The organism is Caballeronia mineralivorans PML1(12), from assembly GCF_001028175.1.
GTDB lineage: Bacteria > Pseudomonadota > Gammaproteobacteria > Burkholderiales > Burkholderiaceae > Caballeronia > Caballeronia mineralivorans.
On sequence record NZ_AEJF01000062.1, the window covers coordinates 154027 to 169099 of the forward strand.

Consider the following 15073-nt stretch of genomic DNA (forward strand, 5'->3'; position numbering starts at 1 on the left):
TCGCGACTGTAGGAAAAAGTTAATGCGACTGGCCTAGCCTGCCATAACGCGCCAGATGGCCGAATTCGCCCCAACGTTGAATGACCGCTTCGCGGAAAAGCGAAGGACCGAAATGGGTCGAGATGACCGTGTGAAAATGCAAAACTACGTGGTTTTCGGGTGTCGCTTTACTCCTCCCGGGGTGTCGCGAAGCCGATATAGCGCGATTTGAAGGGCCGATTTTTTGAATATCACGTTCGGCGCGTGTTTTCACACGATCTCGGTCGGGTGCGGCGCGCGAACGTGAAGCGATTGCGGCTGCTGTGACGTCATGCGAGGCGGGAAAGAAGATAGACCCGTGACGGGATTCGCATCTCAGAGCTCTATGCGCCCATCGGCTCGCACAGACAGCACGCGCGCTACCGACGATTCGGTACCGCTGACAGAATCCGCTCACCGGTGCCGAATGAATTGGCGGCTGGTCTTTCCCGGCGGCTTCGGCGACTTTGCCGTCGACGTCGCCGGCAACAACAATGCAGGGAGGACAAATGTCGAAACGCGTGTTGTTTGCGATTTTGCTGCTGACACTTAGCGTGATCGGGCATTGTGCGGCGGCGCAGCCCATGATCGAACTTACGATAGGCGGCAAGACCCAGTCGTTTAGCCGAGCGGCGTTGCTGGCGCGTCCGGGTGCTGCCGAGATTCACGTTCCGCGAGATGTCGCCTACGGTACGTCGATGACCTACCGCGCAGTGCCGCTGGCCGACCTGCTCGACGGTGCGGCGTTACCTGCGGACAGCGTGCTCGAGGCACGTGCGACCGACGGCTTCGCCGCGCAACTGCCAATGGACCTCGTGCGCAACCGTGATCCTGCGACAGCCGTGGCATGGCTCGCGGTCGAGGACCCGGCGCAGCCATGGCCAAAGCTGCCGGGCAAGCCGGTCAGCGCGGGACCGTTCTACTTGGTCTGGGTTGGCAGGGAAGCGGCATCCGTGCGCAGCGAGCAGTGGCCATACCAGATCGCGCAACTTGCTGCGCAACCATCTCCATCCACGCGTTGGCCGGTGCTCGCCGTCGATCCGGCGCTGCCGGCAACCGATCCGATCCGCGCGGGCCAAAGCCTGTTCATCACTCAGTGTCTCGCCTGTCATCGGCTCAACCACGCGGGCAGCGCGGACACCGGCCCCGACCTCAACGTGCCGATGAATCCAGTGGAGTACTTCCAGCCCGCTGCATTGCGCCGCTACATTCGCAATCCGGCATCGGTTCGAGACTGGCCCGGCCGGACCATGCCCGCTTTCCCGCAGGACCAACTGAGCGATCGCGAGATCGATCTGATTGTCGCTTATCTTGCGTACATAGCGCAGCGGAAGGTTGGACGGTAAGGCATACGAGTTAAGGTTTGGACGATGCGGAATAGTCTTTCACCGGCCTGTGCAAAGTGGAATTTGCTTCGTGAGGCGGCCGCTGTAGCGGACAGAGATCAGCCATCAACGGCCATTCGGCTGCGCGTTCAGGTGGTCATTCGCACGCCTGCTGCTTAGTTAGCAGACGTTCGAAGCACATCAGTCCGCGCAAACGGTTTCGGGTGATTCGACCGATTGCTTGCCCCATCCATTTGGGGAATGTCAACGGGCTGCTGAGATTGGCACGGCGATCATTCTCTGTTCGCTAGCGCACAGAGTGCCGCACGACCGCTTGACCTTTCAATTGCTTGCTATACCTTACACAAGCGCTCGGCACCGAACACGTTTCTCTGCGACGTCTCAGTCCGATCGCGATAAAGATTCCCCTTCGCAAACACATCGAGTGTGTGGAGGTCAGACTTCGCAGTTACCGCCTCGCTATACGCAGGTTTGCGAGGCGCATCGTTCAATAGACGTCCAAGCGAATGGAGATAGGCATGGGAGTAGAGCTAGCGATTCAAGCATCGAACCAGTCCACGTTTTCGCTGCATCACTTCGCAGATACCGTTATGGTGAAAATGGAACTTACCCGTGGCGGCAAGTGGGTGATTATGGGCAGGGCGACCATGTGGAATTTCGACGGAGACGTTCAGGGTGCGACTGCCAAGATAATACATGACACGAACGTCGTGATTGACCAGGTCCAAATGTGGCTCTTGGGCGGCGAAAGGACTTGCATGTATCTGCAATCATGCTTTGTTGCAAAAGAACGTGAGGTCATTGCGCTTGAGTGCAATACCTATAAGGGCGAGGCTTCTTTCGGTTCATTGATAGCGTTCAGAGTCGACGACATTCAATTCCAATAGGCGGCCGCACATTTATAAGTCCTAGCGGGTTCTATTCTGGCGTCGAAGGAGGCTGTGGGCTGCACATTTCAGAGCTAAAAGTGCGAATCTCATAGACCGCCGCAGCGGACGATCGGAGGCCATATGGTTTCGTTCGAAAGCGAGCTATTTCGTGCTGTGCGAGCCGAACAGATAGCACGGGGTCACACGCGCGCGGCCTCTTTAACGCGATCGGCACGCCCGCGACGCAAAGCGATTTCGCTCGGTGGGGTTACCCGCGCTGGTGGGGCCGTTTTACCGGTGGACTGGAGATGATGAGCGCCGTTCTGATTGCGCTTCCTGTCAGTCGCATTGTTGGCCTGGCGCTTGGGGCGGTAATCATTGCGGCTGCGGTTTTGACCGTTCTGCGCCACCGCGAATTTACGCACCTTGTGCCACTTAGTGTCTTTGTCGCCGTGATCGCGCTCGCAGAGATCTCGTTTTGAGAGCGCGGCACGGAAAGAACCATGCGACGTCCGAATGGTTGACCCAAGGCGGGATCTTGCCGTCGCTTAGCTTTTTAAAGCTTGGCGGTCCGTGTCGGAACACCGAGAGTTCGCTGGGAGGAATGCGTGCTGCGCACACGCATTTGACTTTCAGCCCTCATGAGACGCCGGGCTCGATGATCACATGGTCAAGCGAGTCGACCAATCGGCTCTGCAACGAAGCTTGAGCGAATTGCGACATTACAAGTAAATCTTAGCTGAGCGGCATTAGGGTTCACTCCGCGCTTTGTATAAGCGGTTGTGATGAACGTTATAAGTGGCCCACCCGAGAGCGTGCGTCGACGCACCAACCAAGGCAAACAGCGCACCGCCGTAAGGCGGTTGTGATCCTGATAGCGCCGAAGAAATAATCCCTCATACCCTCCAGAAGGTTTCCTGCCATGAACTTTTAGTTCTCTAAGGGAAACGTGGCACGATCGTTGCATTGATATGCCGAAGATCGTTTGAAGCCTTCATTCGGCTGCAGTCGGCGGGTACAGGATGATCGACAGGAACTGGATGGGCATTTTGATGAGCTTTTCCGGACCGTGCGGAACATCGCCCTGGAACGTGAGGGTGTCGCCCGGATGCAGCACATAGGTTTGCTGGCCGTGCCTGTATTCGATCACGCCCTTCAGCATATGAATGAACTCGGTGCCGGGGTGCTCGAAGATCGGGAAGCGTTCAGCTTCATCGTCCATCGTGATGAGAAACGGTTCGAAGATTTTTCTGGGACCTTGGTCATACGCAAGCAGGTGGTAGGTGTGACCGCGTTTCGTACCCTTGCGGACAACCTCCATGCCGGCCCCTTTCTTGACAAACTGGGCGCTGCCGTCGGGAACGTCGTAGTTGCGAAACAGGGTCGACATCGACACGCCGAGGGCCTGGGCAATCCGGTTGAGCACGTCGAGCCCGGTCGAAGTCTGGGCATTTTCGATCTTCGACAGCATGCCGCGACTGATGCCGGCCTGTTCGCAAACCTGGGCGATGGTCAAGCCATGGCGCAGGCGAAGCTCGCGGATGGTCGCACCAAGGTAATGCTCAAGCGGATTCTTGCGGTCGTCCTCGGTTTGCATTGCACGCCTCATGAGAAAACGGCAGGTTAGCAGATCAGTTGAAGGCGGTACGTGTCATAAGTTTCATGACATGAATTATTGTTGCATGTCAATAAATTCATGAACATACTGCGAACTTGCTTGTGGAGCGCCGGGATGGGTGACTTTCGAGTGGGTCGTAATCGGGCCATGTGACAGGAGCATGGCTTTTTCAACCAACGACAGACGGTGCAAGGAGTCACGATGAACCTGAACGATAGCCGCAACGCGCCGGTAACGGAGCTTGGCACCGTGCCGCGCTTCGAATCCGCGCAGGACGCGCAGGGCTGGCTGGTGCAACAAGGCGTGAAATACGTGCTGGCGCAGTTCGTCGATATTCATGGCGTGGCCAAGGCCAAGTCGGTGCCGGTCGCGCACCTCAACAGCATCCTTACAGCGGGCGCCGGGTTCGCGGGTTTTGCGATCTGGGGTGTGGGCATCGAGCCGAACGGGCCCGACTTCATGGCCGTTGGCGATCTCTCCACGCTCACCACTGTGCCCTGGCAAAGCGGCACGGCGCGCATTGTCTGCGAGGGGCATGTCAAGGGCGAACCCTGGGCCTACGACGCGCGCGTGACGCTGAAAAAGCAGGTGGCGCGCCTGACGGAGCGCAAATGGACCTTGTTTACCGGGCTTGAACCGGAGTTCTCGCTGCTCAAGCGGTCGGTGACCGGCGTTATCGAACCGTGCGACGCCAGCGATACGTTGGCCAAACCCTGCTACGACTACAAGGGTTTGTCGAGGACACGCGCGTTCCTGGAAAAGCTCACCGAGTCGATGCGTGCGGCCGGAATCGACGTCTATCAGATCGATCATGAGGACGCGAACGGCCAGTTCGAGATCAACTACACGTACACGGATTGCGTGACGTCCTGCGATCACTATGTGTTCTTCAAGATGGCGGCGTCGGAGATAGCGAACGAGATGGGCCTGATCTGCTCGTTCATGCCGAAGCCGTTCGCGAACCGGCCGGGCAACGGCATGCACATGCACATGTCGATCGGCGATGGTGAAAGCAATCTGTTCTCCGACAAAAGCGATCCGTCGGGCATGGGCTTATCGAAGCTTGCGTATCACTTCACGGCCGGTTTGCTGGCTCATGCCCCGGCGCTTACTGCGCTGTGCAATCCGACCGTGAACTCATACAAACGACTCGTGGTCGGCCGTTCACTGACAGGCGCGACCTGGGCACCCGCATACATCAGCTACGGCGATAACAACCGCTCGACCATGGTTCGCGTGCCGGGCGAGCGCATCGAGCTGCGTCTTCCCGATGGCGCGTGCAATCCGTATCTGGCGACGGCCGCGGTGATCGCGGCAGGTCTCGACGGCGTCGATCGCGAGTTGTCGCCCGGCGCTCCGGCCAATGAAAACCTCTACGAGTGGTCGCCGGCCAAGCTGCAGGAACATGGCATCGGCGTCTTGCCGCAGAACCTTGAACATGCGCTCGACGCGCTCGAAAGTGACCGGTTGATCTGCGATGCACTCGGTCCCGTCGCCGATGAATTCCTCAAGCTCAAGCGCATGGAGTGGCTCGAATACATGCGGCATGTGTCGGATTGGGAAATGAAAAGCTATCTGGAATTTTTCTGAGGAGAGACAAGATGTGCGGAATCGTAGGTTTGCTGGTGAAAACGCCGGCACTGCGCGAGCGGCTTGGGGCATTGATGGTACCGATGTTGATTGGCATGACGGAGCGCGGCCCGGACTCGGCCGGCCTCGCGGTGTTTGGCCAGCAACTGGATGCGACCAAGCGAAAACTGAGCCTGTATTCGGGCTTCACGCCCGAGGGCGATCGCTTCGACTGGAGCGGCCTTGCGGCCGCGTTGAACGGCGCCATGAACGTGGACGCGCAAGTGGAACCGCAAGGCAATCACGGGATCCTGACCTTGCAGGGTGACCCGGAAGTTGTGAAGACCTGGCTGCGCGCCACGTATCCGAAGGTGTATCTGCTTTCCACCGGACGTTCTATCGATCTGTACAAGGACATTGGTACGCCGGCGCAGGTGGCCGCGCGCTACGACTTCGCGAACCTGAAGGGCTCGCATCTCGTGGGCCATACGCGCATGGCGACCGAGTCGGCGGTGACGCCCGATCGTGCGCATCCGTTCACGGCCGGTGAGGATTTTTGCCTGGTGCATAACGGCTCGCTGTCGAATCCCTACGGCGTGCGCCGCATGCTCGAACCGCAAGGGATTCACTTCGACACCGACAACGACACCGAAGCCGCCTGCCGCTTTCTCGAATGGCGCCTGCGCGAAGGCGATGAATTGCCGGTAGCGCTGCAAAAGGGCTTCGAAGAGCTCGACGGTTTCTACACCTTCCTGATGGGCACATCGACGGAACTTGCGTTGATTCGCGACCCCTTTGCGTGCAAGCCCGCGGTAGTGGCCGAGACCGACGACTACGTTGCGATCGCATCGGAATTCCGGTCGCTTGCGCACTTGCCCGATATCAAGCATGCCAAAGTGTTTGAACCTGCACCCGAGGAGATGTATGTATGGAAAGCGTGATCTTTGACCTGGAGAAGGCGTCGGTCCGCGAGGTCAACCAGTTTCTTCACGGCGCGTCCGAGACGCTCGAAGGCAGGCAGGTGACCGTGGTGTCGCCCAACGGCGCACACAATCTGGCTGTCGGCGTGGACGCGCCGGTACAGATCCTGATCGACGGACACGCCGGTTATTACGCGGGCGGCATGAACAAACACGCGACGATCATCGTGGAAGGCAGCGCGGGCACCGGCGTCGCGGAGAACATGATGAGCGGCAAGGTTCACGTGAAGGGTTTCGCGTCGAATGGCGCGGGGGCATCGGCGCATGGCGGCCTGCTCGTGATCGACGGCGATGCCGGCCTGCGCTGCGGCATCTCGCTCAAGGGCGGCGATATCGTGGTCGGCGGGTCGGTCGGCAGCTTCTCGGCCTTCATGGCGCAGGCGGGCCGCATGGTGATCTGCGGCGATGCAGGGGACGCCCTTGGAGACTCCCTCTACGAAGCCGTGCTGTATGTACGCGGTTCGGTGAAGTCGCTAGGCGCCGACGCGCAGTATGAAGAGATGACCGACGCCGACGTATCGACTGTTCGCGACCTGCTGAAAGCTGCGGGACTGAGTCACGATCCGATGTCGTTCAAACGCATCGCTTCGGCGCGCACCCTCTACCACTGGAACGCCGACGCGAACCAGGAATATTGATATCCGTTCCTCTGAGAAGGTCCCCATGGAAGCCAAACCGGTTCATTTCGCCCGCCTGCAGCAAGAAGAATCAGCAGGCTATAACCGCAGCACGATCGACTATATCCACACCGCGGCACAGCGTGGCCTGTACGAAATTCGCGGCCTTGGTGCCAAGCGCAAGGTGCCGCATTTCGACGACCTGCTGTTTCTCGGCGCGTCGCTCTCGCGTTATCCGCTCGAAGGCTATCGCGAGAAATGCGTGACGAAGACCGTGCTCGGCACGCGCTTTGCGAAGAAGCCCGTCGTTCTGGATATCCCGATCACCATTGCCGGGATGAGTTTCGGTGCGTTGTCGGCGAATGTGAAGGAGGCGCTGGGGCAGGCTGCGACCGCGGCGGGAACGTCGACCACGACCGGCGATGGCGGTATGACAGAGGAGGAACGGCGCTCGTCGAAGACGCTGGTGTATCAGTGCTTGCCGTCGCGTTATGGCTGGAATCCCGACGACGTGCGCCGTGCCGATGCGATCGAAATAGTGATCGGGCAGGGCGCGAAGCCGGGCGGCGGCGGCATGTTGCTGGGGCAGAAGGTCAACCCGCGCGTCGCCGCGATGCGCACGTTGCCGGCTGGTATCGACCAGCGTTCGGCGAGCCGTCATCCTGACTGGACCGGTCCTGACGATCTCGCGATCAAGATCCAGGAACTGCGTGAGATCACGGATTGGGAGACGCCGATCTATGTGAAGGTCGGCGCAACGCGTACGTTCAACGACGTGAAGCTTGCCGTCCATGCCGGCGCGGATGTGGTTGTGATCGACGGCATGCAGGGCGGGACGGCCGCGACGCAGACGTGTTTTATCGAGAACGTCGGTATCCCGACACTGGCGGCTGTTCGTCAGGCGGTGGACGCGCTCGAGGACCTGAATATGAAGGGGCAGGTGCAGTTGATCGTGTCGGGCGGGATTCGCACGGGTGCCGACATTGCGAAGGCCTTGGCGATGGGCGCTGATGCAGTGGCGATCGGGCAAGGCATGTTGATGGCGCTTGGATGCAACAGCGATACGTATTTCCAGAATGGCGGCCTGCATTCCGCTGCGCCCGACTATGCGGCGCTGGGAACGTCGGCGGGTTTTTGCCATCACTGTCATACGGGCAAATGCCCGGTCGGCGTCACGACCCAGGACGTGCTGCTTGAACAGCGCGTGCAACCGGAAGAAGGATCACGCCGGGTGCGTAATTACCTGAAGACGCTGAACATGGAACTGACGACGATTGCGCGAGCTTGCGGCAAGCAGAATGTCCATCATCTGGAGCCCGAGGATCTGGTTGCCCTGACGGTTGAAGCGGCTGCCATGGCACGGGTGCCGCTGGCCGGTACTTCGTGGATTCCGGGTTTGACCTGAGCATGGACAGGTGAACGAAAATCTGAAGTGATGCTGCCATGCGTGGTTGTCTTAGCGAAGGCAGACCACGCAAGCCGCCTGCCACTGCCGATGGTTGCAGGCACAACGTGTCTCGCTTGCTGTGACAGTCTGTTCCTCAATTGCGCCTGGGCCAGCCTCGGGCGCTCTCTCCGCGCCGCTTCCTCATGGCGCAACGCTCACTCCTGAATCATCTCCACCCTCCATACCCGCTCGGTACGACTTATGCGTTCAGTCGTACCGGTGCCGCATGCTGCGGCGCAGTGCGTCGATCAGCCTTGTGGAGAGCAAGCCAATGGCTTTGGAAGAGCAGCTTCAGGACTGGCGCGAGAACGCAGCACGCGTGGAGCAGAGCGTTGCCACGGCTGTCATAGGCCAGCGTGAAACCATCCGCCTGATCAACGTGGCGCTGTTCGCTCGCGGTCACGTGCTTCTGGAAGGCGGAGTCGGGGTCGGTAAAACGACGGTGCTGCGTGCATTCTCGCGCGCCATAGGCGGAGACTTCGGGCGCGTGGAAGGCACCATCGACATGATGCCGGGCGACCTGATCTATCACACCTATGTGGATGCCGAGGGTAAGCCGCGTATCGATCCCGGGCCATTGCTGCGCCACGGCGAACGCCTGACCACGTTCTTCTTCAACGAGATCAACCGGGCGCGCCCACAGGTTCAATCGTTGCTGCTTCGGGCAATGGCCGAGCGTTCGGTCTCCGCGTTCGATCGTGAGTACCATTTCCCGCACATGATCGTGTTCGCCGATCGCAACAAGGTCGAACGCGAAGAGACCTTCGAGTTGGCCTCCGCGGCGCGTGACCGTTTCCTCTTCGAACTGAATATGCCCACGCCGTCCGAGCCGGACGTGCGGCGTGCGCTGGTCTTCGATCCTGTCTTCCACGACGTCGACACGCTGCTCGAACAGGTGACGCCCGGCGTCGCGCGCTGGGAGCAACTGAACGCCATCGGTGCGACCATCCAGCGGAACGTGAGCGCCAGCGCGACCATTGAGCGCTACGTGCTGGACATCTGGCAAGCGACCGAAAATCCGCAGCAATTCGATATCGCGCTCGAAGGCGTGGACATGCAGCGGCTGATCCTGGTCGGCGCCAGTCCGCGCGGCATGAGCGCGCTGCTGCGCGCGGCTCGGGTGGTGGCATGGCTCGCCGGCCGCGCGCATCTGATACCCGAGGACATTCATGCCGTGCTGTTGCCTGCGCTCGGCCATCGGGTGTTCTTCACGCCCATCTACGAACTGCGGCGGCAAGAGCTTGCCGAAGCGCTGATCGCGCAGATCATGGCGAAGGTCGCGGTGCCTTGAGTTGATGAATGTAACCAGCGGAACGCCATGAACGTAACGAACGTCATGCCCGAGTTTCACTATCGACTGCCGATGCGTGCCGGCGGTTCCCGGCCCGGTTCGCATCCGGGTTCAAGCTTCGGCGCGGGTCAGGCGTTCGCCATGCACGCACGGCTCTTCGATCATCCCGATCCGCGCCGCGTCGACTTGCGTGCGAGCTTGCGCGCCATCCCTGCCGAGTGGCTCGTGCGGGTTCATCTGCAACGTGTCGCGGTGCCGGTGTATGTGGTGATCGATGTCTCGGCGTCGATGTACTTCGGCCTGCTCAAATCGAAGCTGCATGTAGCCGCCGATTTCGTGACCGCGCTCGGATACAGCGCGTTCCGTGCGGGCGATCAGGTGGGTATGGTCGCGTTCGATAACACCGAGCGTGAAGAACTTTATTCACCGGCACGTTATGGCCAGGGTGTCGGCGACGTGATGGCCGGCCTGCTCCGGGACTGCACGCTGACGCCGGGTGTGGCGGGCGGTATCGGCGGGCTGGAACAGGCGGTGGCGAAGCTGGCAGGGCGGCAGGGGCTGATCTTTATCGTGTCGGATTTTCACTGGCCGCTCGCGCGGCTGCCTTCGGTACTCGATACATTGACGCATGCTTACGTCATACCGATGGTCGTGTGGGATCAAGCCGAAATCGAGCCGCCTGCGCAAGGCTCGCTGCTGGCCGTCGACGATGCGGAAACCGGTGGACGCCGCACCTTATGGCTGCGCGGCAAAACGCGTCAGGACTGGCGCGACGCTGTCGCCCGGAGGCGCTTGGAGATCAAGTCTCTATTCGATAAACGCGGTTTGCGGCCGTTTTACGTCCAGGGTACATTCGACGCTGAAGCACTGTCGCGGTATTTTCTGGAAGCGGTCGTATGAGGCCGCTCCTTAGTCAACGAAGCTTGTTGGTCGTAGCGGGCCTCATGCTGGCATCGGCAGTTAGCGCCGCACCCGCAACAGTCGAGCAGCCGCGAGCGTTCGGCCATGTGTTGGGCGATGTGCTGACTCAACGCATCCTGCTTCAATCAGGCAGCCCTGACGCCGACACTATCGCCATGCCTTCCACAGGGCGGATCGGTGTCTGGTTCGAGCGCCGTAATCCCCGGGTCGAAACCGATGCCGACGGCCGGCGATGGATGGTTATCGACTACCAGATCACCAACGCGCCGCAAACGCTGACCACCGTCGCGTTGCCGGCGCTGACTCTGACCTCGCAATCCGGCGCCTTGCTGCAAGTGCCTGAATGGCCCGTGAGCGTGGGGCCGTTGACGCCGCAGACGGCGTTCACCACCGGCGACCTGCAGGCGCTGCGACCGGACCGGCAGGCAAGAGGGGCAGCCATCGCGCCGCTTCGCCGGGAGATGACGTGGGCAGTGAGCTTGCTCGCGCTGACCTTGCTCGCATGGTTGGGCTGGTGGCTGTGGCGCAACCGGCGCGAAGCCGCGCGATTACCCTTCGCTCGCGCATGGGGCGAAATGCGGCGCTCAACAACCCCTGACGCCAAACACAACGAGCACGCATGGCTCAGCCTGCATCGTGCGCTGAACGAGACGGCGGGACAGGTGGTGCATGCCGGTTCGCTGCCGGTCTTGTTCGAAAAAGCCCCTCATTTGCAGCCGCTACGGCCACAACTCGAACGCTTCTACCAGCAGTCGGGCGAGCGTTTTTTCGCGGCCGCTTCACCCGATGCGTCTTTCCCGTTGCTCGACCTATGCCGTGATCTTTATCGCGCGGAAAGGCGCTGGCAGCGATGACTTCGCCCATCGATTTCGCCCAGCCCTGGGCACTCGCCCTGCTGCCGCTCGCGCTGCTACCCCTGCTGCGTCGGCGCGGCGACACGCTGAGTTTTTCCCACGTCACGTGGTTGCCGGTCGATCGCGCTGGACAGGCGATCGGTGCTCTATGGCGCGCTTGCGCGGTGCTGACGATTATTGCAATTGTCATTGGCCTGGCAGGTCCGGGACGCTCGAATCTACAAGTAGTACGCACGGGCACGGGTGCTGAAATCCTCATCCTGATGGACCGCAGTTCGAGCATGGACGACACCATGGGGCATCAGCCTATCGACACCAGGGGCATGTCGAAGAACGAGGTGGCGCGCCACTCGCTGACGCGTTTCGTCGATGAACGTCCCAACGACCGGCTCGCATTCATGATGTTCGGCATCAGCCCGGTGCCGGTTGTGCGCTTCACGGCCAATCACGAGATCATCCAGGACGCGATTGCCGGCACGGGCATCGGCCGCGGCATGCCGGACACGCAACTCGACCGTGGATTGCGTGCGGCGATCGGCCAGTTCGACGGGCGTCGTTACGAAGCACGCCGCGCGATCGTGCTCGTCTCTGACGGCGGGGCGCGGCTGGACGTACAGGCTCGACGGGATATCGAGGATGGACTCGCGCGCAATCAGATCGACCTCTACTTTATCTATCTGCGCAGCGGGGTCTATAGTCCTGACCTCCGCGCGATCGCTGCCAATGACACTTCCGAGGAAGCCGAACTGCACCGGTTTTTCGTCACGCTGAAGTCGCCGTATCACCTCTATCAAGCCGGCGATGCCGACGCGATGGCCGCCGCCATGGCCGACATCAATCGCCGGCAAAAATCCGAGGTGTCGTTCGTGGAGCGGCTGCCGCGTCAGGACCGGAGCGCCTGGTGCTACGCCGCGGCGCTGGTGTCCTGCGTCCTGCTTTTGGCGCTGCACACCATTCAAGTCAGGAGTTGGGCATGAGGCGCGCTTCGACTCACCTGGCATTCGGCGTGATCGCGCTCTGCTGCGCGGCTGTTGCGGCCTATGACGGGCTGAAACTGAAGCACGCCCACGACGTAGCGCAAGCCGTTGCGGTGACGCTTGCCGACACGGGCAACATCGTCAGGACGCGGGGCGGTAGCGGCGATGCTTCCGATCCTCCCGAAGTGCAACTGGCACGCGCGATGGTGTTATCGAAAGCGGGCGCTTATGCGGACGCACAAAAGCTCTACGACGGCCTGATACAAGACGAGGGGAACAGCGACCTGACGCATGCCGCGCTGTTCGATCTCGGCAACATGTATGTCCATCAGGCGACCGGCGGCAGCAGCTCCGGGCCCGTCAGGTCGCTGCCGTTGCTCGAACAGGCGAAGCAGCGTTACCGCCAACTGCTGCGTGTCTCACCCGGTGACTGGGACGCCCGCTACAACCTCGAGCGCGCCTTGTGGCTTGCGCCGGAAGCGTCCGAAGGCGCGGATGAACCCGACGTCAAGGAGCAGCACGACGTCAAGTTGCGCGGCGCCGAAGCCGAGGATCTGCCGTGAAGATCGCTGCCCTCATGCGAGGCTGGTTCGACCGGCGGCAGTGGCCGATCGCGGCCGCGCTGCTATTGCTGATCGCCGCGCTGGCGATGCCGCCCGTGACGCTGCCACGCGATACCGCGAGTTACATCGTCACGTTCGACATCACGCAGAGCATGGATACCGAGGACGTCGGTCTGGGCAACGCACCGACGAGCCGGCTGGAGTTTGCCCGGGCGATGGTGCGCGAGACAATGGGCCAGCTACCGTGCGGCTCGAAAGTCGGATGGAGTGTGTTCACGGGCCAGCGCACCTTGCTGCTGATGATGCCTGCTGAAGTGTGCGGCAACTTCGACGCGCTGCTTTCATCGCTCAATGAAATCGATGGGCGCATGCGCTGGACCAACTGGAGTCGCATAGCCGAAGGCGGCATCTATTCGGCGGTGCGCACGGCGCATGACGTCGGGAGCAATACTGCAGTGATTTTTATCACCGACGGGCAGGAAGCGCCGCCTGTGCTGCCGTCGAACGACAGGGTGCGCGAGATCGCGGAAGGCAAGGTGCACGGCTGGCTCATCGGCGTGGGAGGCGATCAGCCCGTCAACATCCCGAAGACCGATGCGAACGGCAACCGGATCGGATTCTGGCGTGCCGACGAGGTGATACAGGTGCCGACCGTACCGGGCAAGCCGACCACGGCAGAAAGCCATGAAGAGCTATCCCAACTGCGGGGGCAATATCTGGCTTCGGTTGCTGAACGAATCGGTTTTGGGTATCGAAGGCTATTGAATCCGGCGTCCTTGACAAGCGCCATGCGAGACCCGCGACTGACGCATCGCGAGCCGGCGAAGACTGATCTGAAATGGTGTCCGGCGCTGCTTGCATTGTTGCTGCTGACGTGGCGCTTTTTCCCGGGCCTGCGAAGTGCGTGGCGCTCATGGGTCGCCAAACCGGAGCCGTCGATCATGGGCCGCGTCTCGCCATCGAACATCCATTCTGGATGACTATGTAAAAGCAGGCGCACATCAATCGATGCACGAAGGGTCGTGAATAGCCGCTATCAGCAGTTCGAGGAACGCGCTAACGGCTTTAGGCAACGTACGTCCCGCCATGGTCTGAACCTGCAATGTCCGCTGATGCAATTCGGGGTTGCTGATGGGCACAGCAGCCAGTTTGTCCGGCTTGAGGCGGCTGCGAACCGTCAGGTAACCAACCAGTGTGACCGCCTTCGTTTGCTGAACAAAAGTCTGCAGCGCGCTACCATAGTTGCTCACGAATACAGGCTCGAAGGTCAGGCCTTCGAGACTGCAGGAGATATCGAACAATTGTCTGACGGTTACGCCCTCGCCGAAGATCGCGAGTGGCCACGGCGTCAGGTCGGCAAGCGACACGGACGGCCGCTTCGCGAGCGGATGGTCTTGTGCGACCAGCGCAAAAATCGGCGCGCGCTGCGCGTAATGCACGTTGACGTCTTTCTCCGGCGCGACGCTGAAGCACACGGCAATGTCGGCGGTGCCGTCGCGCACTCGCTGCGTTGCCTCGGACGGCGCCTCGACATCCAGTTGAAAATGCGCAGCCGGCCAGGTCTTCAGGAAGTGCACGAAAACCTGCGGCAGGAAATCCCGTGCGACGCCTTCGGAACTCGACACGCGGATCGTGGCGCGCCGGTCCGTCGTCAAACCGCGAATCTCCTCGGTCACGCGATCCTGCTCCATCAGGCTGCGATGCGCGTGCGCCGCCAGCAGGCGTCCCGCTTCGCTCAGCACCATGCCTCGCGGCCGCCGCTCGAAAAGAGGCACGCCCATCTCGTCCTCCAGCTTTGCTATCTGCCGGCTCAATGCCGATACGGCGACGAACAGCCGCTCGGACGCTTTGCTCAGCGAGCCGCTTCGGGCGACTTCCAGGAAATAACGCAGCGCGGTGGTTTGCATGACACATGCCTCGTGGGAGCTTTGCCTTTTCGGCAACGGAAACTGCCAAATATTGTCATTGTCCATAAATATCGGCGGTATCAAGATCGCGTCATC

At 60.9% G+C, this 15073-nt stretch carries 15 protein-coding genes; 13 read left to right on the top strand and 2 right to left on the bottom strand.

What is annotated here, in order from left to right:
• Positions 1 to 527: 527 nt before the first annotated feature.
• The 3 genes from EOS_RS08320 to EOS_RS48720 all read left to right on the top strand — a co-directional run bounded on the left by EOS_RS08320 (position 528) and on the right by EOS_RS48720 (position 2715).
• Positions 528 to 1364, top strand: a complete 837-nt coding sequence (locus tag EOS_RS08320) for a c-type cytochrome (protein ID WP_047846129.1) — start codon at positions 528 to 530, stop codon at positions 1362 to 1364.
• A gap of 518 nt (positions 1365 to 1882) precedes the next feature.
• Entirely contained in the window at positions 1883 to 2251 is a 369-nt protein-coding gene (locus tag EOS_RS08325; protein WP_047846130.1) for a hypothetical protein, read from the top strand.
• Positions 2252 to 2397: 146 nt separating this feature from the next.
• Positions 2398 to 2715, top strand: a complete 318-nt coding sequence (locus EOS_RS48720) for a DoxX family protein (protein ID WP_047846131.1) — start codon at positions 2398 to 2400, stop codon at positions 2713 to 2715.
• A gap of 512 nt (positions 2716 to 3227) precedes the next feature.
• Here the strand turns inward: EOS_RS48720 and EOS_RS08335 are convergent.
• Positions 3228 to 3830: a helix-turn-helix domain-containing protein gene (locus EOS_RS08335; RefSeq protein ID WP_047846132.1), complete on the bottom strand. Its 603-nt coding sequence runs from the start codon at positions 3828 to 3830 to the stop codon at positions 3228 to 3230.
• A gap of 222 nt (positions 3831 to 4052) precedes the next feature.
• Between EOS_RS08335 and glnT the strand changes: the two genes are divergently transcribed.
• The 10 genes from glnT to EOS_RS08385 all read left to right on the top strand — a co-directional run bounded on the left by glnT (position 4053) and on the right by EOS_RS08385 (position 14050).
• Positions 4053 to 5441: a type III glutamate--ammonia ligase gene (glnT, locus tag EOS_RS08340; RefSeq protein ID WP_082163264.1), complete on the top strand. Its 1389-nt coding sequence runs from the start codon at positions 4053 to 4055 to the stop codon at positions 5439 to 5441.
• Positions 5442 to 5452: 11 nt separating this feature from the next.
• Positions 5453 to 6361, top strand: a complete 909-nt coding sequence (locus EOS_RS08345; protein WP_047846133.1) for a class II glutamine amidotransferase domain-containing protein — start codon at positions 5453 to 5455, stop codon at positions 6359 to 6361.
• Positions 6349 to 7038 (top strand): GltB/FmdC/FwdC-like GXGXG domain-containing protein, encoded by a 690-nt coding sequence (locus EOS_RS08350; protein ID WP_047846134.1) that lies wholly within the window; start codon positions 6349 to 6351, stop codon positions 7036 to 7038. Before EOS_RS08345 ends, EOS_RS08350 begins: the two co-directional genes overlap by 13 nt.
• 25 nt (positions 7039 to 7063) lie before the next feature.
• Entirely contained in the window at positions 7064 to 8422 is a 1359-nt protein-coding gene (locus EOS_RS08355; protein WP_047846135.1) for an FMN-binding glutamate synthase family protein, read from the top strand.
• 313 nt (positions 8423 to 8735) lie between these two features.
• Complete coding sequence (locus EOS_RS08360; RefSeq protein WP_047846136.1) at positions 8736 to 9755, top strand: AAA family ATPase; 1020 nt, start codon at positions 8736 to 8738, stop codon at positions 9753 to 9755.
• Positions 9756 to 9782: 27 nt separating this feature from the next.
• A complete protein-coding gene (locus EOS_RS08365; RefSeq protein WP_047846137.1) occupies positions 9783 to 10655 on the top strand; it encodes a DUF58 domain-containing protein in 873 nt (290 codons plus the stop codon).
• The gene (locus tag EOS_RS08370) at positions 10652 to 11530 is read left to right on the top strand and encodes a hypothetical protein (protein ID WP_047846138.1); all 879 of its coding nucleotides are present in this window, start codon (positions 10652 to 10654) and stop codon (positions 11528 to 11530) included. Before EOS_RS08365 ends, EOS_RS08370 begins: the two co-directional genes overlap by 4 nt.
• Complete coding sequence (locus EOS_RS08375) at positions 11527 to 12507, top strand: vWA domain-containing protein (RefSeq protein ID WP_047846139.1); 981 nt, start codon at positions 11527 to 11529, stop codon at positions 12505 to 12507. The genes EOS_RS08370 and EOS_RS08375 overlap by 4 nt, the downstream gene beginning before the upstream one ends.
• Entirely contained in the window at positions 12504 to 13070 is a 567-nt protein-coding gene (locus tag EOS_RS08380; protein ID WP_047846140.1) for a hypothetical protein, read from the top strand. The genes EOS_RS08375 and EOS_RS08380 overlap by 4 nt, the downstream gene beginning before the upstream one ends.
• Before the next feature lie 14 nt (positions 13071 to 13084).
• Entirely contained in the window at positions 13085 to 14050 is a 966-nt protein-coding gene (locus tag EOS_RS08385; protein WP_047846180.1) for a vWA domain-containing protein, read from the top strand.
• 21 nt (positions 14051 to 14071) lie between these two features.
• Here EOS_RS08385 and EOS_RS08390 read toward each other — a convergent pair whose 3' ends face one another.
• Positions 14072 to 14977 (bottom strand): LysR family transcriptional regulator, encoded by a 906-nt coding sequence (locus tag EOS_RS08390; protein WP_047846181.1) that lies wholly within the window; start codon positions 14975 to 14977, stop codon positions 14072 to 14074.
• Positions 14978 to 15073: the final 96 nt, after the last annotated feature.